The following is a 24748-nucleotide window of genomic DNA, read 5'->3' as shown; positions in this document are numbered from 1 at the left end:
AATAAATCCGACCTATTTTCTCATTATATCCCCGTCATCCGGGCGATGATGCCTTTCATGATTTCATTGGTGCCGGCGAGGATGCGGGTGACGCGGAGGTCCCGCCAGGCCCGGGCGAGGGGGCCGCTCTCGTCGAGGCCCAGGCGGCCGTGGAGCTGGAGGCACCGGTCGGCGATCCGCCAGGCCGTCTCGGTGGTCCACCACTTGGCCATGGAGACCTCCCGGACGACGTTCTTCCCCTCGATGTGGTCGGCGATGAGCTTGTCCACGAAGGTCCGGCCGATTTGGACCTCCGTAGCCATTTCGGCGATCTCGAAGCGGACGTGCTGGAACGACGACAGGGCCGTCCCCGAGACGTCCGTCTTCTTCACGTGGGAAATCGTGTGCTCCAGGACCCACTCCGCCGCGGAGACGGCGCCGATGGCCACGACAAGGCGCTCCGGCTGGAGGTGCCGCATCAGGTTCTTGAACCCCGAGCCCTTCCCGCCGAGGCGGTGGGTCAGGGGCACCCGGCAGTCGTGGAAGAAGATCTCCGTCGTGTCCTGGCTGTGCCAGCCCGCCTTCTTCAGGCGGCGCCCCCTTTCGAAGCCCGGGGTCTTCCCCTCCACCAGGTAGATGTCCACGGCCCGGTGGGGGTCCTCCGTCGCCGGGTCCTTCGCGGCCACCACGAAGAGGTCGCCGTTGGTTCCGTTGGAGATGAAGGTCTTCTGGCCGTTCAGGACCACGAAATCGCCGTCCTCCACGGCACTTGTCCGGATGGCCGCCACGTCGCTCCCGGCGTGGGGCTCCGTCATGGCGATGCCGGTGACGATCTCGCCCCGGATGCAGCCTGGCAGGTAGCGGTGCTTGAGCTCTTCGGAGGCGAAGGACGTGATGTAGGGGACGACCACGTTGCTGTGGAGCCGCGGGGAGAGACCGTAGCAGTTGGTCTTCGCCATCTCGTCCACGACGATGACGGAATGGAGGAAATCGAGGCCGCGGCCGCCGTACTCCCGGGGCACGTCGGTGCAGAGAAACCCTGCTGCGCCCATGGCCAGCCAGGCCGACCGGGGAACGATGCCGTCGGCCTCCCACCGGTCCACGAAGGGAATGACCTCTCTGGCGAGGAACCCGCGGAATTCCTCGCGGAAGGCCCGGTGCTCACCGGTCCAGGGCAGGATCTCCATCATCCCTCCCGCAGGCGCTTCTGGAGGATGCGCTTGAGGATCTTGCCGCCGGGATTCCTCGGGAAGGAGTCGACGAAGAAAATCCGCTTCGGCATCTTGAAGGGGGCGATCTTCCCCTGGAGCCCTGCCAGGATGTCCTCCTCCGTCACAGCCTCGCCCTCCCTGAGCAGCACGAAGGCCGCCACCACCTCTCCCCGCTTCGGGTCCGGCATGCCCACGGCCGCCGCTTCCTTCACCGCCGGGAGGGACTGGATCGCCCGCTCCACCTCGGCGGGGTAGATGTTCTCCCCGGAGGAGATGATCATCTCCACCTTGCGGCCGATGATGTAGAGAAATCCGTCCTCGTCCCGCCGCCCCATGTCGCCCGTCCGGAACCAGCCGCCTTTCTTGGCCTCCGCAGTTTCCTTCGGCTTCCGCCAGTAGCCGGAGAAGACATTGGGACCTTTCACGACGATCTCCCCGGGCTCCCCGGGGGCGACGTCCCGGTCTTCCTCGTCGACGATGCGGAGCCGCACGTGGAAGACCTCCTTGCCCACGGACCCGGCCTTCCGGACGGCGTCCTCCAGGTCCAGCGACGTGAGCCGCCCCGTCTCCGTGAGGGCGTAGCCCTGGACGAAGCCGATCCCCTTCTCGTCCTGGTACTTCCGGATGACCGGGAGGGGGATCGGCGCCCCCCCGGAAATGAAGAAGTGGACGTGGGACAGGTCCGCCCCGGCCCACTCGGGCGTGTCCGCCATGATCTGGAACATGACGGGGACGGCGAACATGTAGTTGATCCGCTCCCGGACAATGGTCAGGAGGACTTCCGAGGCGTTGAAGAACCCCGACAGGACGACGGAGCCGCCGGCGTAGATGACCGGCGTGACCGACGCCGCCAGGGCGCCGATGTGGAAGAGGGGCGCCACGACGAGGGACCGGTAGGTCCGGTTGACGCCGTAGCCGATGAGGGAATGGACGGCCCCGAAGAGGATGTTCCCATGGGTCAGGACGGCCCCTTTCGGATCGCCCGTCGTTCCGGAGGTGTACATAATGAAGAGGGGGTCCTCGCCCGTCACTTCCTCCATCGGCCTTGGCTCGCCATCCGACTCGGCCGCCGTCAGGTCCGACAGGAGCGATTCCCCGGGAAGGGGCTCTCCGCCGTGGCGGATCCAGTGGCGGATCCCCAGGCCCGGCTCCTTGAGGGGAGCCGCCTTTTCGGCAAACTCGACGGCGTAGACGAGCCCCCGGGGGGCCGAGTCGCGGAGGATGTATTCGATCTCCGGCCCCGCCAGTCTGTAGTTCACAGGCACCAGGATGGCCCCCGTCTTGGCGCAGGCGAAGAAGATCTCCAGGAATTCGCTCGTGTTGCCCATGATGAGCGCCAGGCGCTCGCCCTTCACGATGTCCAGGTTCTGGAGCGCCCGGGCCGTCCGGTTGACCCGCTCGTTGAAGGCCCGGTTGCTGAAGGCCCGCTCACCGTCCTTCAGGAATTCCCGGTCCGGGTGGGTAAAGGCCCTCTTTTCAATCCATTCTCCGATGTTCATGATTCTTCCCCGATATTGGAAAACAGAAGGGAGACGTAGCTCCCCCCGTGGGAGATCCCGTTCAGGAGTCCTCTTTGCACATTCGCCCGGACGGACGGCCCCGTCACGATATTCAGTGGCCGGACCGGGTCTTCCAGTCCCAGGGTGGGGGGCACGGCGCCGTCCCGGAGCGCCAGGGCCAAGGCCGCCGCCCGCATCCCCCCGGAGGTGAAGCTCTCCCCGAGGGCGCCCTTCAGGGCCGTCACGAGCGGCATCTTTCCACCTGGCCCGAACACCTGCTCCAGCCCTTCCGCCTCCAGGAGGTCCGGCTGAAGGCCGCCGCTGGCGGCGGCGAAGACGGCGTCCACGTCCTCCGGCCCGCAACCGGCGGACCGGAGCGCCCGGCGGACCGCCAGGACAAGGCCCCGCGGGTCCTCCGGCCAGCCGGTCATGGGCGCCGGCGAAGAGGCCATGCCCTGCCCCACGATCTCCGCATGGACGGTTGCGCCCCGCTCCCGGGCCGCATCCAGCGGCTCCAGGCAGAGGATCCCGCAGCCCTCCCCTGCCACCGGCCCGTTCCGCCGGAGGTCGAAGGGGCGGGCGCCTTCGGAGCCCCCGCCCTGGAGGGGCGACAGCGCCTTGAAGCGCGTCAGGGACTCGAAGTAGAAAGGGGCCAGGACGTCGGCCCCGCCGGCCAGAAGGACGTCCGCGGCGCCCCGCCGGATCTCCTGAGCGCCGTAGGCCAGGGCCGACTCCGCCGAGACGGCGTAGTGGTTGACCGTCGTATTGATCCCCCGGAACCCCAGCTCGATGGAGGCATGCCCCGCCGGGGCGTTCATGACCACGTTGGGCACGAGGATCGGGTTGGCGGATCCGGGTCCCTCCGTCACCAGGACCCGGGCAAAGGAGACCGTCACGTCGGTGCCGCCCCAGGCCGTCCCCAGGATCATGCCCGTGCGGTCCCGGTTGGCCGGCGTTACGGCGAGCCCCGCGTCGTCCAAGGCCATCCGGGCCGCCGCCGTCGCCACGGCGGAGAGGCGGTCCATGCGCCGGAGGTTTTTGACGGAGATGAAGTCCCTCGCCTGGAAATCGCGGATTTCCGCCGCCAGCCGGCAGGAAAGCGCCTCCACGGGAAATGCGGTCACGGGGGCGATCCCGCTTTCCCCGGCAAAAAGGGCCTTCCCGAAGGCCTCGCGGCCGGAGCTGAGGGGGGAGACGATGCCGATGCCGGTGATCGCGACGCGCCGGTCCATGCTACCCGTTCCCTCCTTCGAACCGCCCGATGACGAGCGAGGTGTTGTTCCCCCCGAAGGCGAAGGAATTGGACAGAATCACCGCCAGGTCCGTTTCCCGCGCCCCCTCGGTGACATAGTCGAGATCGCATTCGGGATCCGGCACGGTGCAGTGGATCGTCGGCGGGATGAACCGGTGGCGGATCGCCAGGACGGACGCGACCGCCTCGAGGGCTCCCGAGGCGCCCAGGGTATGGCCCGTCATGGACTTCGTGGAGCTGACGGGGATTCGCCCGGCCCGGTCGCCGAAGACGTGCCGGATGGCCCGGCTCTCCATGACATCGTTGGCCGGCGTGGCGGTGCCGTGGGCGTTGACGTAATCGACCCGCTCCGCGGAAACGCCGGCGTCGCGCAGGGCCTCCCGCATCGACCGGACCGCCCCGGAGGCCTCCGGGTCGGGGGCCGTCATGTGGTGCGCGTCGCAGGTGACGCCGTAGCCCAGCACCTCGGCATAGATCCGGGCCCCCCGGGCCCGGGCGTGTCCGAGGGACTCGAGAACCAGGATCCCCGCCGCCTCTCCCAGGGAAAGACCCGCCCGGTTTCCGGCGAAGGGCTTGCAGGGTTCCGGGTCCACCGCCTGGAGAGCGTTGAAAGCGGCGTAGGTGATGCGGCAGAGGGGCTCGGTCCCGCCGGCGATGACGACCGGGGCTGCTCCGCTCCGGATCAGGTCCCGGGCGTAGCCGACGGCGGTGGCCCCGGAAGAGCAGGCCGTCATGAAGGTGGTCTTGGGTCCCCGGAGCCCCAGGAGGCTCGCGATCCGGTCCGCCGATGAGGCGCAGTAGACCGCCGACAGGGCAGAGAAGCGGGCCAGCCTGCCCTCCGTGCGCAGGTATTCGCCGTAGAACCGCTCCCCCTCCAGGAGCCCCCCCCCGCCTCCGCCGATGACGACGCCCGTCTCCTCCGCCAGTACCGGCGAAAGCGGGGCTAGCCCGGCGTCCTGCAGGGCCTCCAGGGTCGCGGCGAATCCGAGAAGGTCCGCCCGGGACATGCGCTTGATCGGGTACGGCCGGGGGATGTGGTCGCGGGGATTGAAATCCTTCACTTCCGCGGCGATCTGTGTCCGGAACGTCGAGGGATCGAAGACCGAAAACGGCCCGATCCCGCAGCGGCCCTCCCGCAGGGCCTGCGCGAAGACAGGGGCGCTCTTGGCGGTTGCGTTGAGGGTTCCCAGTCCGGTGACAACGACCCGTTCCATCATTCAGAGTTTCACCAGCTCGACGTGGCCGATCGTCCTGCCGAGAAACCGCTCGGCCATGGTCTGGAACCGGAAAGGAACGTCGCTGACATAGCAGGAATAGGAGGGCTTCTCCCGGCTCGGGTTTCCCAGGTGAAGCTCCGTCAGGAGGTCCGCCGTGGCATCCGCCATCGCCTCCCCCGAATCCACCAGGTGAACATCGGGACCGGCGATCTCTCCGAGGAGTGGTTTCAGCAGGGGATAATGGGTGCACCCCAGGACCAGGGTGTCCAGGTGCTCCGCCAGGACGGGCTTCAGGTATTCGTTGGCCGTGATCCGCGTCACTGTGTGATCGAGCCACCCTTCCTCCACGAGGGGCACGAAAAGCGGACAGGCCTGGGAAAAGATGCGGGTCGCCGGATCGAGGGCATGAATGGCCCGGGCATAGGCGTTGCTGTTGATCGTGGCGGGGGTCCCGATGACGCCGACATGGTGGGAGCGTGTCTCCCGGACGGCGGAACGGGCGCCGGCGTCGATGACGTCCAGGACCGGCACGGGCGAGCGGCTCCGCACGGCGTCACCGGCCACGGCGGCGACGGTGTTGCAGGCGATGACGAGGAGTTTGACTCCCTTCTTCAGCAGGAAGTCCGTGATCTCGATGGCGTACTGGGTCACCGTCTCGACGGACTTGACGCCGTAGGGAACCCGGGCGGTATCTCCGAAATAGACGATGCCCTCGAAGGGGAGCCGCTCCATGAGCGCCCGCACTACCGTGAGCCCTCCCACGCCGGAGTCGAACACGCCGATGGGATGTTTTGTCATGTCGCCCATGAGATTCTCCTCACCGAAACGATGAACTTCTTCTTACCCTACGGAGGAGGAAAATTCAAACCCCGCGGTCTCCCTTGCGGCTGCCGCCATAGAGGTCGTAGAGGAGGAGGCGGCACTCGATATCCCCGTTGTAGAAGGGGATTCTCCGGCTGGTGCGGAGGCCGATCCGCTTGGCCAGGGCCAGGTTGCCGGTGAAAACGGCGCCGGTGTATCCCTGGCAGGATTTCTTCAGGAAGTCGCCGAGGCGTCCGTACAGCTCCCCGAGAACAGCCTGGTCCCCCAGGCGCTCTCCGTAGGGGGGGTTGAAAATCACGAGTCCGTCCCCGGGGGGGACCTCCGTTCTCATGAAGTCGCCGGCGGAGAAGGAGATGTGCTCCTCCACCCCGGCCCGCCGGGCATTCTTCCGGGCCGCCGCCACGGCCTCCCGCTCGATGTCGGTGGCGACGATGCGGCCGGGAATACTTCTCCGGCCTTCTTTCCGGGCCTGGCGGAGGAGGACGTCCCATTCCTTTTCCGGGAAACCCCGGACGGACATGAACCCGAAATGCTCACGATGCAGTCCCGGGGCCCGGTTCAGGGCCATCAGGGCTCCCTCGACGGCCAGCGTGCCGCTCCCGCACATGGGGTTGACGAGGTTCCCTTCCCCCTTCCAGCCGGCCGCCATCAGGACTCCTGCCGCAAGGGTCTCCTGCATGGGTGCCGCCATGGGGATCCGGCGGTACCCCCGGCGGGACAGCGGCTCTCCGGAGGTGTGGAGAAAGATCTCCGCGCGGTTTCCCTGCCAGTGAACGTGAACGACCGCCCCGGTCCGCTCCGGCCCGGAATCCGGACGGCGGCCGCGGCGGGCCGTCATGCGGTCCACGATGGCGTCCTTCGCCTTCATGTTCACGAAGCGGGAGTCGTTGATGGTGGGGTGATTCACCGTGCAGGTCACCGTCAGGTAGCCGTCCTCGCGGATGTATTCTTCCCACGGGAGGTCGGTGATCCCCCCGTAGAGGCTCCCGGGACCGTCGGCCTCCAGGGTCGCAAGGTGGTAGAGGACCCGGTGGGCCGTCCGGAGGCGGAGGTTCAGGCGCAGGGAATCCGTGAGAGACCCCTCTGTTTCCACGGCCGTCTCCGTCTCGGTGCGGACGGGGAATCCCAGCCCGGCCACTTCCGTGAGAAGGAAGGGAACCATGCCCCGGGCGCAGGTGAGGACGATGCGGCGCGACGTTTTCCAGGGATTCATGGGTCCCTACCTATCACACCTCCCGGAAAAGGCAAAGCAAACCGGGGTTTGCCCGAACCGGCGGTCCCGTTTTTTCCCTTTCCATCGAGTCCCTCATCATGTATAAGCATCCCTTGTTTCAACACCTTGGCCGCTTCGGCGGCGGAACAGGAGGGAAAAAACGATGATCCGACCGTTCACCTATACGGGGGCAAAAAAAATCGTTTTCGGCACGGGCTCCTTCCGCAGCCTGGCCGACCACATCCGGGAACTGGGGGGGGCACGCCCCCTGATCGTTCTCGATCACGCCCTGGCCGAGGCAGGCTTCCGGAAAACCGTGAAGGACCTGCTCGACAAGAGCGGCCTGCGCTATTCGCTGTTTGACGGCGTGGAGCCGGAACCGGCCCTGGAGAGGGCCGACGAGGGCGCCAAGGCCGCCCTGAAGGGCAAGTGCGATCTCGTCGTGGGGATCGGCGGCGGCAGCTCCATGGACGTGGCCAAGGCCGTGGCCGCCCTGGCCGGCAACAAGGGCAAGGCCGTCGATTACCTGGGACTGAACAAGGTCCCCGGTCCGGGCCTCCCGACCATCATGGTCCCCACTACCGCCGGCACCGGCAGCGAGGTCACCTTCACGGCCGTCTTCGTCCGAAAGAACCTGAAGAAGAAAGAGGGCATGAACAGCCCCTACCTGTACCCCGAAGTCGCCCTCCTGGACCCGGAACTGACCCTGAGCCTCCCCGCGCAGGCCACCGCCTCCACGGGAATCGACGCCCTCTGCCACGCCATCGAGTCGTACACCTCCATCAACGCATCACCCATGAGCGAAACGATTTCCCTGGAGGCCGTTGGCCTCATCGCCGAGAACCTGCGGACCTGCGTTCACAACGGAAGCGACCTGGAGGCCCGGGAACGCATGCTCCTGGGAAGCCTTTACGCGGGCCTTGGCCTGGCGAATGCGGGCGTCACGGCGGTCCACTCCCTCTCGTACCCCCTCGGCGGCGCCTGGGGCATCCCCCACGGGATGGCCAACACCCTGATGCTTCCCGCGGTGATGGCCTACAACCTTCCCGGCGCCATCGAGAAGTTCGCCGTCCTCGCCGAGGTCATGGGGCAGGAGGTGGAAGGCGTCTCGATGCGGGACGCCGCCACGCTCGCCCTGGACGCGGTAGAGCTCCTCATCGAGGACTGCGGCCTGGCAATGACCCTGGAGGAATTCGGCATCGCCGAGAAGGATCTGCCGGCCCTGGCGGACGTCGCCCTCACCGTGGCGCGCCCGCTGGCCAACAACCCCCGGAAAGTCACCCGGGAGGACGCCATCGACATTTACCGGGATGCTCTCTGAGCGTCCCTTCCCACGATCAAAAACGACAAGGATGGAGAAAAAGCCATGTCCGGAATGGAACTGATCGGCAGCGAGGAGAAAAAGGAAGTTCTGGACGTCCTGGAAACGGGCGTCTTCGCGCGTTACGGATTCGATAAGGAGCGGAAGGGCGTCTTCAAGGTCCGCCAGTTCGAGGAGGAGTTCAAGCGCTATCACGGAGCCGCCCACGCCCTGGGCGTCACGTCCGGGTCGACGGCCCTCTCGGTGGCTCTCTCCGCCATGGGCGTGGGCCCCGGCGATGAGGTCATCGTTCCGGCATTTACCTTTATCGCAACGTACGAGGCCGTCCTCGAGGTGGGGGCCATCCCCGTCGCGGCGGACATCGACGCGTCCCTGAACATGGACCCCGACGACATCATCCGGAAGATGACGCCCTACACGAAGGCCGTCATTCCCGTCCACATGTGCGGCGCCCCGGCGGACATCGGCCGGATTATGGAGACCTGCCGCAGCTCCCAGCTCATGGTCCTGGAGGACAACGCCCAATCCGTCGGCGGAAGCTACAAGGGAAGAAAGCTCGGCACCTTCGGGGAGATGGGCACGTTCAGCTTTGATTATTACAAGACCCTGACCACCGGCGAGGGCGGGATGGTCCTGACGGACAGGAAGGACCTCTACGACCGGGCCGACTGGTACCACGACCACGGTCACGACCACAACCCGAACGTCAGCCGGGCCATGGAAGGCCGCACCATCCTCGGGTTCAACTTCCGGATGAACGAACTGCAGGGAGCCCTGGGCCTCGCCCAGCTCCGGAAGCTCGACTTCATCATCGCGGAGCAGAAGAAGAACAAGGCCGCCGTGAAGGAAATGCTGTCGGGCATCCCCGTGATCGGCTTCCGGGCGATCCCGGACCCGGATGGCGACACGGCGACGCACCTGGCCTTCAACTTCCCCACGGAGGCACAGGCGGAGGCCTTCCAGGCGGCCCTCGGCGCGGGCGGCGTCGACACGGTCTGTTTCAAGAAGAACAAGTGGCACTACCTGGCCAACTGGGAGCACCTGATCGCCTGGTCCACGGCCAACCCGAAGAGCTTCCCCTTCACGAATCCCATCTACCGGGGGAAGGTGGACTACAGCATCCGCCAGTACCCGCAGGCCCACGACCTCCTGGGGCGGACCCTCTTCCTGGGCCTCCCGATCCGGATGCCCGAGGGGCGCCTGGAGCAGATCCGGGCGGCGGTGAAGAAGGCGGCCGAGGCCCTGTAGCGGGGCCGGGAAGCGCGAGAGGCCTTTCAACCATGCGGAAGGAAGATGCAGGCATGATCGTCGTCACCGGCGGCGCCGGCTTCATCGGCAGCGCCTTCGTGTGGAAGCTCAACAGCGAAGGCATCGAGGACATCGTCGTCGTCGACCGCCTGGGGACCTCCGACAAGTGGAAGAACCTCGTGAACCGGCGGTTCGTCGAATACATCCACAAGGACGACTTCCTCAAGATGGTCTACGCCGACCAGGTGCCCTTCACCGTCCGGGCCGTGGTCCACATGGGCGCCTGCTCGTCCACGACGGAGAAGGACGCCGACTACCTCTGGACGAACAACTACCTCTATTCCTGCCGACTGGCCGACTGGGCGATCCGGAACGGCATCCGCTTCCTCTACGCCAGCTCCGCGGCCACCTACGGCGACGGCTCCCTGGGCTTCTCCGACGACGACGCGACGTCGGCGCTTCTCAAGCCCATCAACATGTACGGCTACTCGAAGCAGGTCTTCGACCTCTGGGCGCTCCGGCGCGGCGCCGACCGGCACATGGCGGGCCTCAAGTTCTTCAACGTCTTCGGCCCCAACGAGTACCACAAGGGCGACATGACGAGCGTTGTCTTCAAGGCCTTCCACCAGATCCGCGCCACCGGGAAGGTCCGGCTGTTCAAGTCGTACCGCCCCGAGTACGCCGACGGCGGGCAGATGCGGGACTTCGTCTACGTGAAGGACTGCGCGGAGGCGATGTGGTGGCTCCTGAACCACCCGGAGGCCAACGGGATCTTCAACCTGGGAAGCGGAAAGGCCCGGACCTGGAACGACCTGATGGCGGCGGTCTTCCGGGCCATGGACCGGCCCGCAGTCATCGACTACATCGACATGCCGCCGGGGCTGGACGAGCAGTACCAGTACTTCACGGAAGCGAAAACGGACCGCCTCGCCTCTACGGGCTGTCCCGTCCCGTCCGCCCCCCTGGAGGAAGCCGTGCAGGATTACGTCGCAAACCATCTCTCGCAGCGCGACCCCTATCTGGGCCAGTGCTGCGCCATTCAGTGACCATGACGATCGCCGTCATCATCCCGTCTCGGTACGAATCGACGCGGTTCCCGGGCAAGCCCCTGGCGGACCTGGCGGGAAAGCCCATGATCCAGCACGTCTACGAGCGCGTCCTCATGTCCGGAACGGCCGACCTGGCTGCCGTCGCCACGGATGATCCGCGCATTTTCGCGGCTGTGGAGGCCTTCGGAGGACGGGCCGTCATGACGGCGGACACGCACCGCTCCGGCTCGGACCGGATCGCCGAAGCAGCGGGGATCCTGGGCCTCCGGGAGGACGACATCGTGGTGAACGTCCAGGGCGATCAGCCCGTCTTCGAACCGGTCCAGATCGACGAGGTCGTCGCACCGCTCGTGGGCGATCCCTCCCTGCCCATGTCCACCCTCATCTACCGGATCCGGCGGGACGAGGAAATCACCCACCCGAACGCCGTGAAGACGGTCTTCGACCGGGACGGAAACGCCCTCTATTTCTCCCGCTCCACCATTCCCTATGTCCGGGACCGGGGAAAAACGGCGGAATACTACAAGCACCACGGCATCTACGCCTACCGGAAGCACTTTCTCGACACCTTCACGAAGCTCCCCGAGGGGACCCTGGAGCATCTCGAATCCCTGGAGCAGCTCCGGGCCCTGGAGCACGGCTACCGCATCCGGGTCGTGGTCACGGAACACGACTCCATCGAAGTGGACACGCCCCAGGAGCTGGATCGGATCCGGCGGATCCTGGTGGGGGAAATATCATCCTGAACGAGGCTGCAAAAAGGAGGGAACGGAAGCGATGGTGGATCTCGAATACCTCAATAACATCCATCTTGTATCGGACCCAAAGGTCCAGCGGTTCCTGGGCACGTTCTTCCTGAGACCGAACTACGAAATATTCCGGCATGTGGACATCCGCCTGGAAAACGCCGAGCGGATCCCCCGGAACGAAAACGTCATCTACGCAATGAACCACACGGACCGGTTCAACTACTGGCCGTTTCAGTACAAGCTTTGGCGGTTGAAATTCCCGTTCACGACGGTCTGGGTGAAGGGCAAGTACTACCGGAACGACCTGCTCGCCAAGGGCCTGGATCTCTGCAACCTGATCCCGGTACCGTCCATGGGTTACCTCATCGAGGAATTATACAAGAAGCGGTTCGGGAAGATGATCGACCGGGAAGAATACCGAAAGATACGCGACGTCGTCGACCGGAAATGCGACGACCCGGAAGCCTACCGGAAAGGCCTGGCGGAAGTCGCCGGCCTGATGGGAGATACCTTCGTGGATTTCATCCGCGACCTGTACGAGAAGATCATGGAGAAGGTGGCGGACCTGAGCCTTTACGCTCTCTTCGAGAAGGGGTTGAGCGTCATCATTTTTCCCGAGGGCACCCGGGGATCCCAACTCGGAGAGGGGCGGACGGGCATCGCCCAGGTGGCCCTGCACACGGGGAAGACGATCATACCGGTGGGCTGCAACAATTCCGACGCCGTTTATCCCGGCAGCAGTCCCGTCGCACAGAGCGGCTGGATCACCTACCGCATCGGAGAGCCCATCACGCTGGACAACCAGTTGAAGGAATTTCGAATCCCCGAGAAATTCCGGCTCCTGTCCCGGGATTCACAGCAGAAATTCAGGGAACAGTTCGAGGGAGCCACCGCGGTCATCATGAGGGCGATCAACGCCCAACTGGACGAGAAATACAGGCGCTGATACCGAAGCCGACGGAAAGGAGGAGAACCATGCACAGCGGCATTCATCGAAGGGGAATCCTCCCTGGTTTGATGGCGGCACTACTGCTCCTCCTGATCGCAAACCCCGTCGTTTCCGCCGCCCCCGCCCGAAGCGACGACGATTCCGACCGGCACTGGTGGGAACGCCCGAAGGTCGTCCAGATGTTAGGGATCTCAGAGGAGCAGATCAGCCGCATCCGGAAACAGACCAGAGGCGACGTCAAAAAGAGCGCCGAGCTGAAGAAAACCTTCCGCCAGGAGCGGGACAACCTGGATCAGCTTCTGGCGGCGGACGAGCTGGACGAGAAGGGCATCCTGAAGCAGACGGAAAAGGTCCTCTCGACCATGGCGGCCTTCGCGAAGATCGAAACGGAGATCCAGTTCAATGCCGTGAAGGAGCTCACGGCGAAGCAGCGGCGCGAACTCGTCAAGATGAAAGACAGCGCGGTGGAGGCGATCCGGAAGAAAATTCAGGACCGGGGTGAGAGCCGGTCACGGGAGTGAATAAGGAGGATGGTCATGTTTCATGCGGAGCGGTGTGATTTTTGCGGCCGATGTCTGGAATTCTGTCCCTATGTCAACTACGATCTGGAGCGCGCCCAAACGGAGATGCGGGACCTCGTGGCGGGGGGAACGCCGCCCATCGTGGGGGCATGTGTCACCTGCGCCTCCTGCAACATGGTCTGCCCGACCCAGGCCAATCCCTTCGATCTCCTGAACGAGCGTCAGGAAGCGTCGGGAGCCCTCGGAATCCCCGAGCAGGCCTTCAAGAACTTCGCCGGCCTGTCCGGCCTGCCCACCGTCGTGAAGAAGGGCGACCCGGGAAAGCCGGTGATGAACATCTGCATCGTCGGCGACATGGTGCGGGACCTCCTGGAGAACCCGCTGTTCGAGGGACTGACGGTCGTCGAGGGGGCCGACTACTTCTGCACCGTCGGCTACATCCACCTGGGCCGGCCGAGCCCCGTCGCGAAGGAGGCCCAGCGGTTCATCGACAATCTCGCGGCCCTCAACTCGGAAGAAGTCGTCTGTTTCCACGACGACTGCTACACGCTGCTGACGTCCCTTGCACCGGAGTACGGTCTGAAGGTCCCATTCCACCCGGTCCATATCTTCGAGTACCTCTACCGGGAGTTGCTCAAGCGGAAGGACCAGCTGAAAAAGATCCCGCTCCGCGTGGCCTACCAGGCTCCCTGCGCATCCCGCTACACCCCGGGCAAGGACTACTACCTCGACCGGATCTTTGAGCTCCTCGGCGTGGAGCGCCCGCCGCGGAAGTACGAGCGGATCAATGCCCTCTGCTGCGGCGCGCCCCTGATGGCCCGCGACCGGGATCGCGCGGCGGAGGTGAAAGGCTGGAACATCAGGGATGCAAAGGACGCGGCCGCCCAGGCCATGGTCTTCCTCTGCCCCATGTGCTTCCTGAATCTGCGGAAGGTCGCCCGCGACGAGGGCCTGGAACCCCTCTTCGTGACGGAGCTGTGCCGGCGGGCGCTGGCGTAACGGCCGGCATTACAGCTCGAAGGTGGCGTCGATCTTGTAGGTTTTGACCGCGCGGAGGCTCAGGATCTCGATCCCCGTTTTCTCCCGGATCTCCGCGAGCGAAGATTCCAGGGCCTCCTCGGACGGGGCGATGAAGGTGAACCAGCAGTTGTACTCGTGATCCCGGCGGTAATGGTGGGTGACGCCGGGATAGGCGTTTACGGTCTTCACGAAGGAGCCGGCCATCTCATCGGGGACCCGGGCGGCGCAGAGGGTGCTGACGAACCCCAGTTTCCGGGGGTTGAAGGAGGCCCCGATGCGGCGGATCACCCCCTTCTCCCGGAGCGCGCGGACCCGGCGCAGGACCTCGCCCTCCGGGAGGCCCACGGCCTCCCCGACCGCCCTGAAGGGCGCCGCCTCCAGGGGAAACTCCTTCTGGAGGATGTTCAGAATCTCCCGGTCCTTGCCGTCCATCATCACTCACCGTAAACGGGCGGCTCGGCCGTTCCGGCCGGTCTCCGCCCGTCGCAACAACGTTCAGAAATAAACTCTGAACAGAGGGCTCACTTCAGGCGCCCGGCGGATCTTGCTTTCCGGCGCGTCAATGGAGCCGTCCCGGTTCCGGTCCAGGTACTGGAATCTTTTGTCCGCCGACTTCCTGAGCTCGTCCATGGACAGCTTGCCGTCCTTGTTCCTGTCCAGGTCCTTGAACTTCGACCGCGCCCCCTGGATGGCCTTGAACTCCTGCTCGCTCAGGTAGCCGTCCCGGTCCTTGTCGGCCTCCTTGAACACCTTTTCCGCCGCGGCATCCACCTCCTGGCGGGACAGCTTTCCGTCCTTGTCCGTGTCCATGTCCTGAAAGGAAGGCCCCGCGGCCAGGGCCGTTCCGGCCAGAAAGGTGAGGATCAACACCGCCGTCAGCCACACTCTCTTCATTGTCTCGCTCCGTTCTCCCAGTCGGCGCATTCCCTGCGCCCCGTTGTTCCTCTTCCCCCGGTCCGGGCATGCTCCCGGCCCGCCCTCTATCGACTGCCCCCCGGCTCGTAAATGCAGAGAGGCTCCTCCGCCAGGTAATCCCCCGTCGCCTCGTAGGCGCGGGCGCGGCAGCCGCCGCAAACCCGGATGAACTCGCAGCGGCCGCACTTGCCGCCGTAGCGGTTCAGGTCCCGCAGGTCCTTGAAAACAGCCGATTCCTTCCACACCGCCTCGAACCCCCGCTCCCGTACGCGGCCGCAGTCCACCTCCAGGTAGCCGCAGGGCTGCACCTGGCCGGTGTGGGAGATGAAGCAGAAGGCGCTCCCCCCCAGGCATCCCCGGGTCATGGCGTGGAAGGGATGGCCCTGGGGACCCGATGCCCCCGCCCCGGCCGACCCGGAGTCACTGTCTCCCGCCTTCAGCTTCTTTTGCTGGCGCACGACCCGGAAATAGTGGGGGGCGCAGGTGGCCTTGAGCTGGATGGGCGACCGGCGGTCCTGTCCGGCGAACCACTTCAGGGTCTCTTCGTATTCCTCCGCCGAGATGGCCTGGTCGGCCATCTCCCGCCCCCGGCCCGTGGGGACGAGGAGGAAGATGTGGTGGGCCGCCGCCCCGATCCTGACGGCGAGGTCGAGGATCCGGCCGATCGCGGCCAGGTTCGCCCGGGTGATCGTCGTGTTGATCTGGAATTCCAGGCCCGCCCGCCTCATGGCCTCGATGCCGGCCATGGCGCCCTCGAAGGCTCCGGAGACACACCGGAAAGCGTCGTGGCTCGCCGCGTCGGCCCCGTCGATGCTGATGCTGACCCTCTGGATGCCCGCTTCAATCATCCGCCGAGCAACGGTCTCCGTTACGAGGGTGCCGTTGGTGGCCAGGACCATCCGCAGGCCCTTTTTCGTCCCGTAAGCGGCCAGGTCGTAGACGTCCTCCCGAAGCAGGGGCTCGCCTCCCGTTAGGATGATGACGGGCCGGCTGAAGGCGGCAATGTCGTCCAGGAGGCGCAGGCCTTCATCCGTGGTCAACTCGCCCGGGTAAGGGCCCCGCTCGGAGGAGGCCCGGCAGTGGACGCAGGCGAGGTTGCAGCGCCGGGTGACCTCCCAGGCCACCATGCGGAGCGTATCCTCCAGGACGGGCAGGCGCCTTTCTTTTCCAGTGTCAGCCATTCGCTATCCGCAAAATCAGCGGGCAAGGACCTTCGCCGCCTCGGGGGCGAAATAAGTGATGATGATGTCCGCCCCGGCCCGCCGGATCGAGGTCAGGCACTCCATCATGGCCCGCTCGCCGTCGAGCCAGCCCATCTGGGCGGCGGCCTTGACCATGGCGAACTCGCCGCTTACGTTGTAGGCGGCGATGGGCAGGTCGAACTCCTCCCGGGCCCGGCGGATCACGTCCAGGTAGGCCAGGGCGGGCTTGACCATGATGATGTCGGCCCCCTCCTCCACGTCCAGGGTGATCTCGCGGATGGCTTCGTCCCCGTTGGCGGGGTCCATCTGGTAGGCCTTCCGATCGCCGAACTGCGGAGCACTCTCCGCGGCCTCCCGGAACGGCCCATAAAAGCAGGAGGCGTACTTGGCCGAATAGGCCATGATCGGAAGATCGTCGAAGCCCGCCTCGTCGAGCCCTTCCCGGATGGCCCCCACCTGGCCGTCCATCATGGCCGAGGGTGCCACCATGTCCGCCCCGGCCCGGGCGTGGGACACCGCCGTCTCCGCCAGGACCTCCAGCGTCGAGTCGTTGTCCACGGCGCCTTTCTCCAGCATGCCGCAGTGGCCGTGGCTCGTGTACTCGCAGAGACAAACGTCCGTAATGACGAGGAGGTCGGGAACGCGGCTCTTGATCTCGCGGACAGCCCGCTGGACGACGCCATCCTTCGCGAAGGCCCCCGTGGCCAGCTCGTCCTTTTTATCGGGGATGCCGAAGAGGAGGACCGCCGGGATTCCCAAATCTTTCGCCGCCTTCGCCTCCTGAACAAGGTACTCCGCGGACATCTGGAAGTTTCCCGGCATGGAATGAATGGGCTTCTTGACGCTCTTTCCCGGGACGGCGAAGAGCGGATACACGAAATCGTCCACGGAAAGCCTCGTCTCCCGGATCATGCGCCGGAGATTCTCGCTTTTTCTCAGCCTCCTCGGCCTGTACAGGGGGAACTGCATCGTCGCCTCCTTTATTGTGCGATTTCCCGGTCCGTCAGGTAGCACGCCGGATCGGGCGCCCAGATGTCGCCCGCGACGGCCTCCGCCCGGGCCCGGAAATTCCCGCCGCACACGCCGAGCCATCGGCAGGTTGCGCAGCGGCCCTTGACGTGGGGCTTCTTGTCCTTGAGCTTCGCCATCAGCTCGTTGGACGTGTCCGTCCAGATGGCGCTGAAGGGCCGCTCGCGGACGTTCCCGAAGGAGACGCCTCGCCAGAACTGGTCCGCGTGGACGGCGCCGTCCCAACTCACGCAGCCGATGCCGTTGCCGGAGCTGTTTCCCTCGTTCATTTTCAGGAGTTCCAGGACCTCCGCCGCCCGGGCCGGGTCTTCCCGGAGAAGGCGCAGGTAGATGTAAGGGCCGTCGGCGTGGTTGTCCACCGTGAGGATCTCCTTCTCGAGGCCCTTCTCGAAGAGGTCCCGCGTCCGGTCCATGATCAGGTCCAGAAGCCGCCGCGTTTCGTCGTGGGAGAGATCCTCCTCCACGAGGGCCGAGCCGCGGCCGGAATAGACGAGGTGATAGAAGCAGCAGCGGGGAATGTTCTCCTCTTCGAGCAGGTCGAAGATCGCGGGGACGTCCTTCACGTTGTGGCGGTTGACAGTGAACCGGACGCCCACCTTGATTCCCGCATCGCGGCAGGCCCGGATGCCCCGGATCGTCCGCTCGAAGGTCCCCGGCACTCCCCGGAAGAAGTCGTGGGTCTCCTTCAGGCCGTCCAGGCTCACTCCGATGTAGGACAGGCCGATTTCCCGGAAAACACGGATGCGATCCGGCGTGAGCAGGGTGCCGTTCGTGGAGATGACGGCCCGCATGCCCCGGTCCACGGCGAACTGCGCCAACTCCGGCAGATCCTTGCGGATCAGGGGCTCGCCGCCGGAGAAGAGGATCACCGGGGAGCCGAAGGACGCCAGGTCGGCGATCAGGGCCTTCCCCTCCTCCGTCGTCATTTCGTCCCGGTAGGGGATGTTGCGCGAGCTGGAATAGCAGTGAATGCACTTCAGGTTGCAGCGCCGGGTCATGTTCCAGACCACCACCGGCCGCTTGTCGGCGGAGAACTGGAGCAGGTGCGACGGCAGGCGCTTTGACTCCCGGTTGTAGCGGAGGACGTCGGCGGCCTCCACGGCGCCGCAGTAGAGTTTTGAAATTCCGATCATATCGCCTTCCCGTCCCGAAAGGGAAACATCTACCTACCGGAACCCCGGCGGGAAATCAACCCCGAGGACTTCGATCCGAGATAATCACGATCAGTGAAACCGGAAAGTGAGACGGAGAAACGGACTGTCGGCAATCCCCTTCTCCGTCTTCGAGCCGGCGCCCGGGAGGAATAGGCAGAGCCCTGCTATCTGTGGCGCCCCGGAGGGGGCGGGGCGAAGCCGTAGCCGTCCCACAGGCGGTTTCCGTGTTCCCGGTACCCGTGGCCGCAGGAGATGACGTGTTTCCGGCAGAGGGTCTCCCGCCACTCGTACTTCACCAGGATCGTCTCGACAGCCCTTGCCTCCGGGTCGAAGCGCACCTGCCGCGAGGGCGAGTACTCTTCGCGGCCGTACCCGGTGCCTGCGCTCTTCGATTCTTCCCGCTGCACAGAGGGAGCCGCCTGCCGGCGGGCCGTATCGCCCTTGGCCTTGCCCATGGGCGCCGACATGGAGAAGTCCATCGGCGGCTCGTAGCGCCGGACTTCAGGATAAACCGCAACGGCGATTACACCCATGGCGGAGGTGTCGCCGAAGGCGGCCGCATAGGAATCGGCCACGTCGGTGAAGAAGAAGCGGTTCACCCGGTCCTGTCCGGTCCGCCAGCCGCTGTACTCGTTGGTGGCGTAGGGCTCGAGGATGTACATCCGCTCCGTGTTCTTCAGCCACGATTTCTGTCCGGAGATGATGTTCCGGCCGTCGACGGCGACGACGACGCCGACCCGCCGGTCCAGCCGGTTGTGGACGACGATCCGGTAGTGATCGCCCCGGACGGCCTCGGCATAAACCTTCTTCAGCCCATACCGGTTTTTCTGCATGTGGAGGGGCAGGGTGCGACCGTCGTCGGTAACGATGCTCACGTCCACCGAGTCGCCGATGGAGGCCCAGGCGGGGCCCCCAGCCAGAACCAACAGCGCTGCAAAGATCGCAAACAGAGTTTTCATGACTTCCTCCTTCTTCCATCCTGGGATTTTGGTGCTGCCTTTTGGAGGATTGGACAGGAGGAAGAAGGAAAAAGTTCCCGGTAGAAAAGAAAAAATGGGAAAAGGTGTCTGGCACCTTTTCCTTTTAATGCTTTGAGAAGAAAGATTCTATTGCTGCCACCATGCCGGGGATCGTGTACTCCTGCTGGTGGATGTGGATGGCCAAGCCGGCTTTCCGGGCCGCGGCGGCGGTGATGGGGCCGATGCAGGCGATTTTGAGGCCGGGAGGCAGGGCCTCCACTCCGCCCAAAATGTCCAGGAAGTGCCTGACCGTAGAGGGGCTTGTAAAGGTGACGACGTCGGCCTTGTCCTCCGCGAAGACCGCCTCCAGCTCTTCCCGGGTCTTCTCCGAGCGGACCGTCCGGTAGGCCGTGACGACGTCCACCGTCGACCCCATGGCGGTGAGCCCGTCGGGGATCACATCCCGGGCCTCCGCCGCCCGGGGCAGGAGGACCCGGGCGCCCTTCAGGTCCACCCTTTCGAACGCCTTCACCACGCCCTCCGAGATATACTCTTCCGGGACGATGTCCACGCGGATCCCCCGGCCCTCGACGGCCGCCGCCGAGGCGGGGCCGATGGTGGCGATCCGGATTCCCCGGAGGTCCCGCACGTCGCCGCCCCGTTCGCGGAGGCGCTCGAAAAAATGCCGGACGCCGTTGGCGCTGGTGAAGACGATCCAGGCGTAGGCGGACAGGTTATCCAGAGCCCGGTCCAGGCCCGACCAATCCTCCGGCTCCGCGATGCGGATGACGGGGAAATGAACGACCCGGGCGCCCCGCTCCTCCAGGAGGGCGGCGAAGGATTCCGCCTGGGCTTCCGGCCGGGTGATGATGACGCCCCGGCCGAAGAGGGGCCGCTTCTCGAACCACGAGAGCTTCTCCCGCAGGGAGACCACCTCGCCGACGACGAAAATCGCCGGCGGCTTGAACTTCCGCTCCTGGGCCAGCTCGACGATGGTTCCCAGGGTTCCCGCCAGGGTCCGCTGGTCCGGCGTCGTCCCCCAGCGGATCAGGGCGGCCGGGGTCTCCGGCCTTTTCCCGTTCTCGACGAGGCTCGCGACGATCCGGTGGAGATTTTTTACGCCCATCAGGAAGACCAATGTCCCGATACCCGCCAGGGCCTTCCAGTCGATGTCGCTCTGGCCCTTCGTGGGGTCCTCGTGGCCCGTCACGAAGGCCAGCGTGGACGTGTATCCCCGCTGGGTCAGCGAGATGCCCGCGTAGGCCGGTACGGCCACCGCCGAGGACACCCCCGGGACGACCTCGAAGGGCAGCCCCGCCGCCGCCACGACCAGCGCCTCTTCCCCGCCGCGGCCGAAAATATAGGGATCACCGCCCTTGACCCGGGCCACCACGCGGCCCTGCAGGGCCTCCTCCACGAGGATCCGGTTGATCTCATCCTGGACAAGGGTGTGGTCGCCCCCCTCCTTTCCGGCGTAGATCATCCTCGCGCCGGGCTTCGCATGGACGAGGATCTCCTCGTTGACCAGGTGGTCGTAGACGATGACGTCGGCCCGGGCGATGCACCGGACGCCCTTTAGCGTGATCAGCCCCGCGTCCCCCGGCCCCGCGCCGACGATGTAGACGATTCCCTTCTCCGCCATCCGATACCTTCCTTTTCTTTTTTTATGCGGCTCTCAGCACTGGCGGTAGACCATCTCCAGGATCGCCCGGCCGCCCCGGGAGAGGAGGTTATCGGCAAGCTGGGTGCCCGCCGCCTCGAACTCCCCGAAGGGTTTGCGTACCTCGTCCCGCACAACCAGCCGGCCGTCCAGGTTGCTGATGAGTCCCTGGATGACGATGTCGCCGCCTTTCTGCTTCGCGTGGGCCGCCACGGGGACCTGGCATCCGCCGCCGAGGCGCTGGAGAAAAGCCCGCTCGGCCCCCGCCTCGCCCCACGTGACCGGGTCGTTCAGGAAGGCCAGGGCCTCGCCCGTCTTCCCGTCGCCCTGCCGGGTCTCGAGGGCGAGAACGCCCTGGCCCGCCGCCGGCAGGATGACCTCCTCCGGCAGGAACTGGGTCACCCGGCTCATCCAGCCCATCCGGCGGATCCCCGCCGCCGCGACGATGATCCCGTCCAGGTCCTCCGTCTCGACCTTCCGGATCCGCGTGTCCAGGTTCCCCCGGAGGGGAACGATCTCCAGGTCCGGGTAGATGCTGACGAGCTGGCACCGGCGGCGGAGCGATCCCGTGCCGATGCGGCTTCCCCGGCGGAGGCGCTCGAACTTGACGTTCCCCTTGGAAATCAGAACGTCCCGCGGGTCTTCCCGCTTCGGCGTCACGGAGATCGTGAGGCCCTCCGGCAGCTCCGCCGGCATGTCCTTCATGCTGTGGACGGCCAGGTCCACCTCTCCCCGGAGCAGGGACTCCTCGATCTCCTTGACGAAGACCCCCTTCCCGCCGATCTTGACCAGGGCCACGTCCTGCATGATGTCGCCCTTCGTCTTGATGACGACCAACTCCACGGTCAGGCCCGGATGTCGCTCCCGGATCCGGTCGGCCACCCAGCCGCTCTGCTTCAGGGCCAGGGCGCTGCCCCGGGTCCCGATTCTCAAAACGTTCGTTTCCAGAACATCCTCCATTATATCTGCCGTCCGCCCGGGGCGGACCGCGTCCGATTCCCGTTTTCGATGCCTGCCTTCATTTCTCCCCGTCCAGGCGGAACAGGCGGCGCAGGGCCTCCGCGTAGGCCGCGGCGCCGTTTTCCTGGCTCTCCTCCTTGAGCCCCGTGATGGGGTCGTGGAGAATCTTGTTCACAATCGAGGAAGCCAGGATCTGCACCCGCTCCCGGTCCGCGTCGCTCAGTCCTTCGAGCCACGAGGAGACCCGCTCCATCTCGCCCCGGACGATGCCGTCCACCTTGTCCCGGAGGGAGACGATCGTCGGCACGACCTCCAGGGTCTGGTACCACCCCTCGTACCGGTCCAGTTCCTCGGCGACAATGTCCTCGGCCTTCCTCGCCTCCGCCAGGCGGCCCCGGACGTTCTCGTCGACCACTTCCTGTAGGTGATCGATGTTGTACAGGTAGACATTGTCAATGTCACCCGCGGCGGGATCGATGTCCCGGGGGACGGCGATGTCGATGAGGAACAGGAGCCGGTTCTTCCGGCGCCGCAGGGCCGACGCCACCATCGGGGCCGTGACGACCCAGCCGGCCGCGCCGGTGGAGCTGATGACGATGTCCGCCTCCTGGAGCGCCCGGGCCAGCTCGTCGAAGGGAACCGCCTCGCCCCGGAACTCCTCCGCCATGCCGACGGCCCGCGCATGGGTCCGGTTGACAACAAGGATCCGCGGGGCCCCCTGGCCCATCAGGTGTCTCGCCGCCAGCTCCGACATCTCGCCGGCTCCGATGAGGAGGATTGTCTTTCCCCGGAGGCTCCCGAAGATCTTCTTCGCCAGTTCCACCGCCGCGAAGCTCACCGACACGGCGTTGGCGGCGATGCCCGTCTCGGTGCGGATCCGCTTGGCCGTCCGGAAGGCGTGGTGCAGGAGTTTGTTCAGGACGGCGCCCGTGGCCTTCCGCTCCACCGACAGGCGGTAGGCATCCTTCACCTGCCCCAGGATCTGCGGCTCCCCCATGACGAGGGAATCGAGGCTCGAGGTCACCCGGAAGAGGTGGCGCACCGCCTCCCGGTCGTAATGCGTGTAGAGGCAGCGGTCCATCTCCTGGCGTTCCAGGTTCCCGCAGCGGAAGATGAATCCGTACAGCCCTTCGGCGGCCTCCCGGCTCCCGGCGCGGGCCAGGATCTCCACCCGGTTGCAGGTGGAGAGGAACAGGGCCTCCTCGACACCGGGCGTATTCAGGACCTCCGCCAGGGGATCGCTCCCGTCCTCGCAGGTGATGCTCAGGCGCTCCCGGATCTCCAGGGGGGCCGTTTTGTGGTTCATGCCGACGAGAATCAGGCTCATGGCGTCACAGGAAACGATGGACCGTGGTGAAGAAGCTCTTCTCCATCACAAAGGTCAGAAGCAGGACCAGGAGGGCCGCCACGGAGTAGAGGGCCGCCTTGCGGCCCCGCCAGCCAATGGCCAGGCGCTGGTGGAGAAGGAGCGCAAAAATGACCCACGCCAGGAGCGTCCAGATCATCTTCGCGTCCCACTGCCAGGCGCTGCCCCAGACAACGCGAGCCCAGATGGACCCCGTCAGGACGCCGAGGGTGAGCAGGGGAAATCCCCACAGGAGGCAGAGTTCGTTGATCCGGTCGAGATCCGTCAGCGGCGGGAGGAAGCGGCTGAAGCGGCTGATCTTCTTCTCTTTGATCCGCTTGTCCTGGATCAGGTACATCATGCCCGCCAGGGCGGCCAGGACGAAGAGGGCCTCCCCCGCCAGCGACAGGATCACGTGGATCGTGACCAGGGAATGTTCCAGCTTGGGTGACGCCGTGACCGTCCCGCCGAGGCCGGCAGAAGCGGTGACCATCACGAGAAAGGCCACCGGGGCCACGAAGACCCCCAGGACCCTGGTTTTCGTCTTGAACTGGAAGGCCAGGTACACGCCCGTCATGATCCAGGCGATCAGGGAGTGCATGTCGTGCAGGCCCACCACCGGCGCGCGCCCGATGGCCATGAACCGCAGGACCAGGGCGCCCGCATGGATGACGAAGGCCGCCCCGAGCAGCCAGGTCGCGATCCGGGCGACATGGACGCGCCGCACCAGGAGCGAGGCGATGTAGCCCAGGGCGCTGAAAAGATAGGCGGCCAGCGCCGCCTTGAAGACCAGGATATCCATGAATTCAGGGCCTCGCGTCGATCTCTTCCCCCGTCAGTTCCCGGACCAGGGTCCGGACACCCTCCCAGTCGCCGGTCCGGATCCGGTCCAGCACCTCGGAATGGACGACGGATTCGAAAAGGACCTTGTTCTCGTCGGCAGACCGCCCCCGGGCGGTCACCTTCCGCCGGAGCTCCGCCATGATCTCCAGGAGGACGGCGTATTCCGGTCCGAAGCACTCCTCCAGGTCCTCCCGGATCCGCTTCGCCAGGGCGGGGCTCCTCCCGCCGGTGGAAACGGCCACCATCAGGTCGCCCCGCTGGAGGATCGACGGCAGGATGAAGTCGCATCGCTCCGGGTCGTCCACGATGTTCACCAGGATGCCCCGGCGGCGGCATTCCCGGCTGACGGCGTCGTTGACGTCTTCCCGGTCCGTCGCCCCGATGACCAGCATGGCCTCCCCCAACTTCTCCGGTTCGTACTCGGAATCGATATGCTCCACGGTTCCGGCGCGGGCCATCTCCGCCAGCCGGTCCGTCAGCCGACGGGAGAGGACGGCGACCCGGGCGCCGCATTCCACCAGGCGCTCGACCTTGCGCTCCGCCACCTGGCCGCCCCCGACAACGACGCACCTTCTTCCGGCGATGTCCAGATTGACGGGATAGTAAGCCATGAAACACCCCTCTGAGGGCC

24 protein-coding genes are annotated in these 24748 nt (G+C 65.8%); 7 read left to right on the top strand and 17 right to left on the bottom strand.

Annotated features, from left to right (window positions below; all coding sequences use genetic code 11):
- Positions 1-23: 23 nt before the first annotated feature.
- From HPY65_10115 to HPY65_10090, 6 genes are read right to left on the bottom strand one after another with little or no spacing between them, the layout of a single operon-like run.
- A complete protein-coding gene (locus HPY65_10115) occupies positions 24-1166 on the bottom strand; it encodes an acyl-CoA dehydrogenase (GenBank protein NPU84831.1) in 1143 nt (380 codons plus the stop codon).
- The gene (locus tag HPY65_10110) at positions 1166-2689 is read right to left on the bottom strand and encodes a long-chain fatty acid--CoA ligase (GenBank protein ID NPU84830.1); all 1524 of its coding nucleotides are present in this window, start codon (positions 2687-2689) and stop codon (positions 1166-1168) included. The genes HPY65_10115 and HPY65_10110 overlap by 1 nt, the downstream gene beginning before the upstream one ends.
- Positions 2686-3921, bottom strand: a complete 1236-nt coding sequence (locus HPY65_10105) for a beta-ketoacyl-[acyl-carrier-protein] synthase family protein (protein ID NPU84829.1) — start codon at positions 3919-3921, stop codon at positions 2686-2688. Before HPY65_10105 ends, HPY65_10110 begins: the two co-directional genes overlap by 4 nt.
- Position 3922: 1 nt before the next feature.
- On the bottom strand, positions 3923-5158 hold the full coding sequence (locus HPY65_10100) for a beta-ketoacyl-[acyl-carrier-protein] synthase family protein (protein ID NPU84828.1): 1236 nt from the start codon (positions 5156-5158) through the stop codon (positions 3923-3925).
- Positions 5159-5965, bottom strand: coding sequence for a glutamate racemase (locus HPY65_10095; protein NPU84827.1), 807 nt, complete (start codon positions 5963-5965; stop codon positions 5159-5161).
- A 55-nt stretch (positions 5966-6020) separates the two neighbouring features.
- Positions 6021-7193: a class I SAM-dependent RNA methyltransferase gene (locus HPY65_10090; protein ID NPU84826.1), complete on the bottom strand. Its 1173-nt coding sequence runs from the start codon at positions 7191-7193 to the stop codon at positions 6021-6023.
- A gap of 163 nt (positions 7194-7356) precedes the next feature.
- On the opposite strand from HPY65_10090, the gene HPY65_10085 reads away from it, so the two are divergent.
- The 7 genes from HPY65_10085 to HPY65_10055 are packed head-to-tail and all read left to right on the top strand — an operon-like array spanning position 7357 to position 14029.
- A complete protein-coding gene (locus tag HPY65_10085) occupies positions 7357-8514 on the top strand; it encodes an iron-containing alcohol dehydrogenase (GenBank protein NPU84825.1) in 1158 nt (385 codons plus the stop codon).
- 45 nt (positions 8515-8559) lie between these two features.
- Positions 8560-9762: a DegT/DnrJ/EryC1/StrS family aminotransferase gene (locus HPY65_10080; GenBank protein NPU84824.1), complete on the top strand. Its 1203-nt coding sequence runs from the start codon at positions 8560-8562 to the stop codon at positions 9760-9762.
- Positions 9763-9815: 53 nt separating this feature from the next.
- A complete protein-coding gene (gene rfaD / locus HPY65_10075; protein NPU84823.1) occupies positions 9816-10808 on the top strand; it encodes an ADP-glyceromanno-heptose 6-epimerase in 993 nt (330 codons plus the stop codon).
- A gap of 2 nt (positions 10809-10810) precedes the next feature.
- Positions 10811-11557, top strand: coding sequence for a 3-deoxy-manno-octulosonate cytidylyltransferase (gene kdsB, locus HPY65_10070; protein ID NPU84822.1), 747 nt, complete (start codon positions 10811-10813; stop codon positions 11555-11557).
- Positions 11558-11588: 31 nt separating this feature from the next.
- Complete coding sequence (locus tag HPY65_10065; protein ID NPU84821.1) at positions 11589-12506, top strand: 1-acyl-sn-glycerol-3-phosphate acyltransferase; 918 nt, start codon at positions 11589-11591, stop codon at positions 12504-12506.
- A 29-nt stretch (positions 12507-12535) separates the two neighbouring features.
- The gene (locus HPY65_10060) at positions 12536-13030 is read left to right on the top strand and encodes a periplasmic heavy metal sensor (GenBank protein ID NPU84820.1); all 495 of its coding nucleotides are present in this window, start codon (positions 12536-12538) and stop codon (positions 13028-13030) included.
- Between the two features lie 15 nt (positions 13031-13045).
- Positions 13046-14029: a (Fe-S)-binding protein gene (locus HPY65_10055; protein NPU84819.1), complete on the top strand. Its 984-nt coding sequence runs from the start codon at positions 13046-13048 to the stop codon at positions 14027-14029.
- Positions 14030-14038: 9 nt separating this feature from the next.
- On the opposite strand, the gene HPY65_10050 is transcribed toward HPY65_10055, so the two are convergent.
- From HPY65_10050 to HPY65_10000, 11 genes are all read right to left on the bottom strand, one after another.
- Positions 14039-14482, bottom strand: a complete 444-nt coding sequence (locus HPY65_10050; protein ID NPU84818.1) for an Lrp/AsnC family transcriptional regulator — start codon at positions 14480-14482, stop codon at positions 14039-14041.
- Positions 14483-14545: 63 nt separating this feature from the next.
- Complete coding sequence (locus tag HPY65_10045; protein NPU84817.1) at positions 14546-14944, bottom strand: hypothetical protein; 399 nt, start codon at positions 14942-14944, stop codon at positions 14546-14548.
- A gap of 86 nt (positions 14945-15030) precedes the next feature.
- A complete protein-coding gene (gene ahbD / locus HPY65_10040; GenBank protein NPU84816.1) occupies positions 15031-16146 on the bottom strand; it encodes a heme b synthase in 1116 nt (371 codons plus the stop codon).
- 15 nt (positions 16147-16161) lie between these two features.
- Positions 16162-17136, bottom strand: coding sequence for a porphobilinogen synthase (gene hemB, locus HPY65_10035; protein NPU84815.1), 975 nt, complete (start codon positions 17134-17136; stop codon positions 16162-16164).
- An 11-nt stretch (positions 17137-17147) separates the two neighbouring features.
- Positions 17148-18329, bottom strand: coding sequence for a 12,18-didecarboxysiroheme deacetylase (gene ahbC, locus HPY65_10030; GenBank protein NPU84814.1), 1182 nt, complete (start codon positions 18327-18329; stop codon positions 17148-17150).
- Positions 18330-18514: 185 nt separating this feature from the next.
- Complete coding sequence (locus tag HPY65_10025; GenBank protein NPU84813.1) at positions 18515-19309, bottom strand: hypothetical protein; 795 nt, start codon at positions 19307-19309, stop codon at positions 18515-18517.
- A gap of 124 nt (positions 19310-19433) precedes the next feature.
- A complete protein-coding gene (gene cobA / locus HPY65_10020; GenBank protein ID NPU84812.1) occupies positions 19434-20951 on the bottom strand; it encodes a uroporphyrinogen-III C-methyltransferase in 1518 nt (505 codons plus the stop codon).
- A gap of 33 nt (positions 20952-20984) precedes the next feature.
- The gene (gene hemC / locus HPY65_10015; protein ID NPU84811.1) at positions 20985-21929 is read right to left on the bottom strand and encodes a hydroxymethylbilane synthase; all 945 of its coding nucleotides are present in this window, start codon (positions 21927-21929) and stop codon (positions 20985-20987) included.
- Positions 21930-21987: 58 nt separating this feature from the next.
- Entirely contained in the window at positions 21988-23256 is a 1269-nt protein-coding gene (locus HPY65_10010; GenBank protein ID NPU84810.1) for a glutamyl-tRNA reductase, read from the bottom strand.
- Between the two features lie 4 nt (positions 23257-23260).
- Entirely contained in the window at positions 23261-24076 is an 816-nt protein-coding gene (gene ccsA, locus HPY65_10005; protein NPU84809.1) for a cytochrome c biogenesis protein CcsA, read from the bottom strand.
- 4 nt (positions 24077-24080) lie between these two features.
- Entirely contained in the window at positions 24081-24728 is a 648-nt protein-coding gene (locus HPY65_10000) for a bifunctional precorrin-2 dehydrogenase/sirohydrochlorin ferrochelatase (protein ID NPU84808.1), read from the bottom strand.
- Positions 24729-24748 lie beyond the last annotated feature (20 nt).

It is taken from the genome of Syntrophaceae bacterium (assembly GCA_013177825.1).
Classification (GTDB): Bacteria; Desulfobacterota; Syntrophia; order Syntrophales; family PHBD01; genus PHBD01.
This window is presented reverse-complemented; position numbering and strand designations above follow the sequence as displayed.

Excerpts from the sequence above, each read along its gene's own strand:
- HPY65_10115 (NPU84831.1), bottom strand. The coding sequence starts at position 1,166 with ATGGAGATCCTGCCCTGGACCGGTGAGCACCGGGCCTTCCGCGAGGAA.
- HPY65_10110 (NPU84830.1), bottom strand. The coding sequence starts at position 2,689 with ATGAACATCGGAGAATGGATTGAAAAGAGGGCCTTTACCCACCCGGAC.
- HPY65_10105 (NPU84829.1), bottom strand. The coding sequence starts at position 3,921 with ATGGACCGGCGCGTCGCGATCACCGGCATCGGCATCGTCTCCCCCCTC.
- HPY65_10100 (NPU84828.1), bottom strand. The coding sequence starts at position 5,158 with ATGATGGAACGGGTCGTTGTCACCGGACTGGGAACCCTCAACGCAACC.
- HPY65_10095 (NPU84827.1), bottom strand. The coding sequence starts at position 5,965 with ATGGGCGACATGACAAAACATCCCATCGGCGTGTTCGACTCCGGCGTG.
- HPY65_10090 (NPU84826.1), bottom strand. The coding sequence starts at position 7,193 with ATGAATCCCTGGAAAACGTCGCGCCGCATCGTCCTCACCTGCGCCCGG.
- HPY65_10085 (NPU84825.1), top strand. The coding sequence starts at position 7,357 with ATGATCCGACCGTTCACCTATACGGGGGCAAAAAAAATCGTTTTCGGC.
- HPY65_10080 (NPU84824.1), top strand. The coding sequence starts at position 8,560 with ATGTCCGGAATGGAACTGATCGGCAGCGAGGAGAAAAAGGAAGTTCTG.
- rfaD (NPU84823.1), top strand. The coding sequence starts at position 9,816 with ATGATCGTCGTCACCGGCGGCGCCGGCTTCATCGGCAGCGCCTTCGTG.
- kdsB (NPU84822.1), top strand. The coding sequence starts at position 10,811 with ATGACGATCGCCGTCATCATCCCGTCTCGGTACGAATCGACGCGGTTC.
- HPY65_10065 (NPU84821.1), top strand. The coding sequence starts at position 11,589 with ATGGTGGATCTCGAATACCTCAATAACATCCATCTTGTATCGGACCCA.
- HPY65_10060 (NPU84820.1), top strand. The coding sequence starts at position 12,536 with ATGCACAGCGGCATTCATCGAAGGGGAATCCTCCCTGGTTTGATGGCG.
- HPY65_10055 (NPU84819.1), top strand. The coding sequence starts at position 13,046 with ATGTTTCATGCGGAGCGGTGTGATTTTTGCGGCCGATGTCTGGAATTC.
- HPY65_10050 (NPU84818.1), bottom strand. The coding sequence starts at position 14,482 with ATGGACGGCAAGGACCGGGAGATTCTGAACATCCTCCAGAAGGAGTTT.
- HPY65_10045 (NPU84817.1), bottom strand. The coding sequence starts at position 14,944 with ATGAAGAGAGTGTGGCTGACGGCGGTGTTGATCCTCACCTTTCTGGCC.
- ahbD (NPU84816.1), bottom strand. The coding sequence starts at position 16,146 with ATGGCTGACACTGGAAAAGAAAGGCGCCTGCCCGTCCTGGAGGATACG.
- hemB (NPU84815.1), bottom strand. The coding sequence starts at position 17,136 with ATGCAGTTCCCCCTGTACAGGCCGAGGAGGCTGAGAAAAAGCGAGAAT.
- ahbC (NPU84814.1), bottom strand. The coding sequence starts at position 18,329 with ATGATCGGAATTTCAAAACTCTACTGCGGCGCCGTGGAGGCCGCCGAC.
- HPY65_10025 (NPU84813.1), bottom strand. The coding sequence starts at position 19,309 with ATGAAAACTCTGTTTGCGATCTTTGCAGCGCTGTTGGTTCTGGCTGGG.
- cobA (NPU84812.1), bottom strand. The coding sequence starts at position 20,951 with ATGGCGGAGAAGGGAATCGTCTACATCGTCGGCGCGGGGCCGGGGGAC.
- hemC (NPU84811.1), bottom strand. The coding sequence starts at position 21,929 with ATGGAGGATGTTCTGGAAACGAACGTTTTGAGAATCGGGACCCGGGGC.
- HPY65_10010 (NPU84810.1), bottom strand. The coding sequence starts at position 23,256 with ATGAGCCTGATTCTCGTCGGCATGAACCACAAAACGGCCCCCCTGGAG.
- ccsA (NPU84809.1), bottom strand. The coding sequence starts at position 24,076 with ATGGATATCCTGGTCTTCAAGGCGGCGCTGGCCGCCTATCTTTTCAGC.
- HPY65_10000 (NPU84808.1), bottom strand. The coding sequence starts at position 24,728 with ATGGCTTACTATCCCGTCAATCTGGACATCGCCGGAAGAAGGTGCGTC.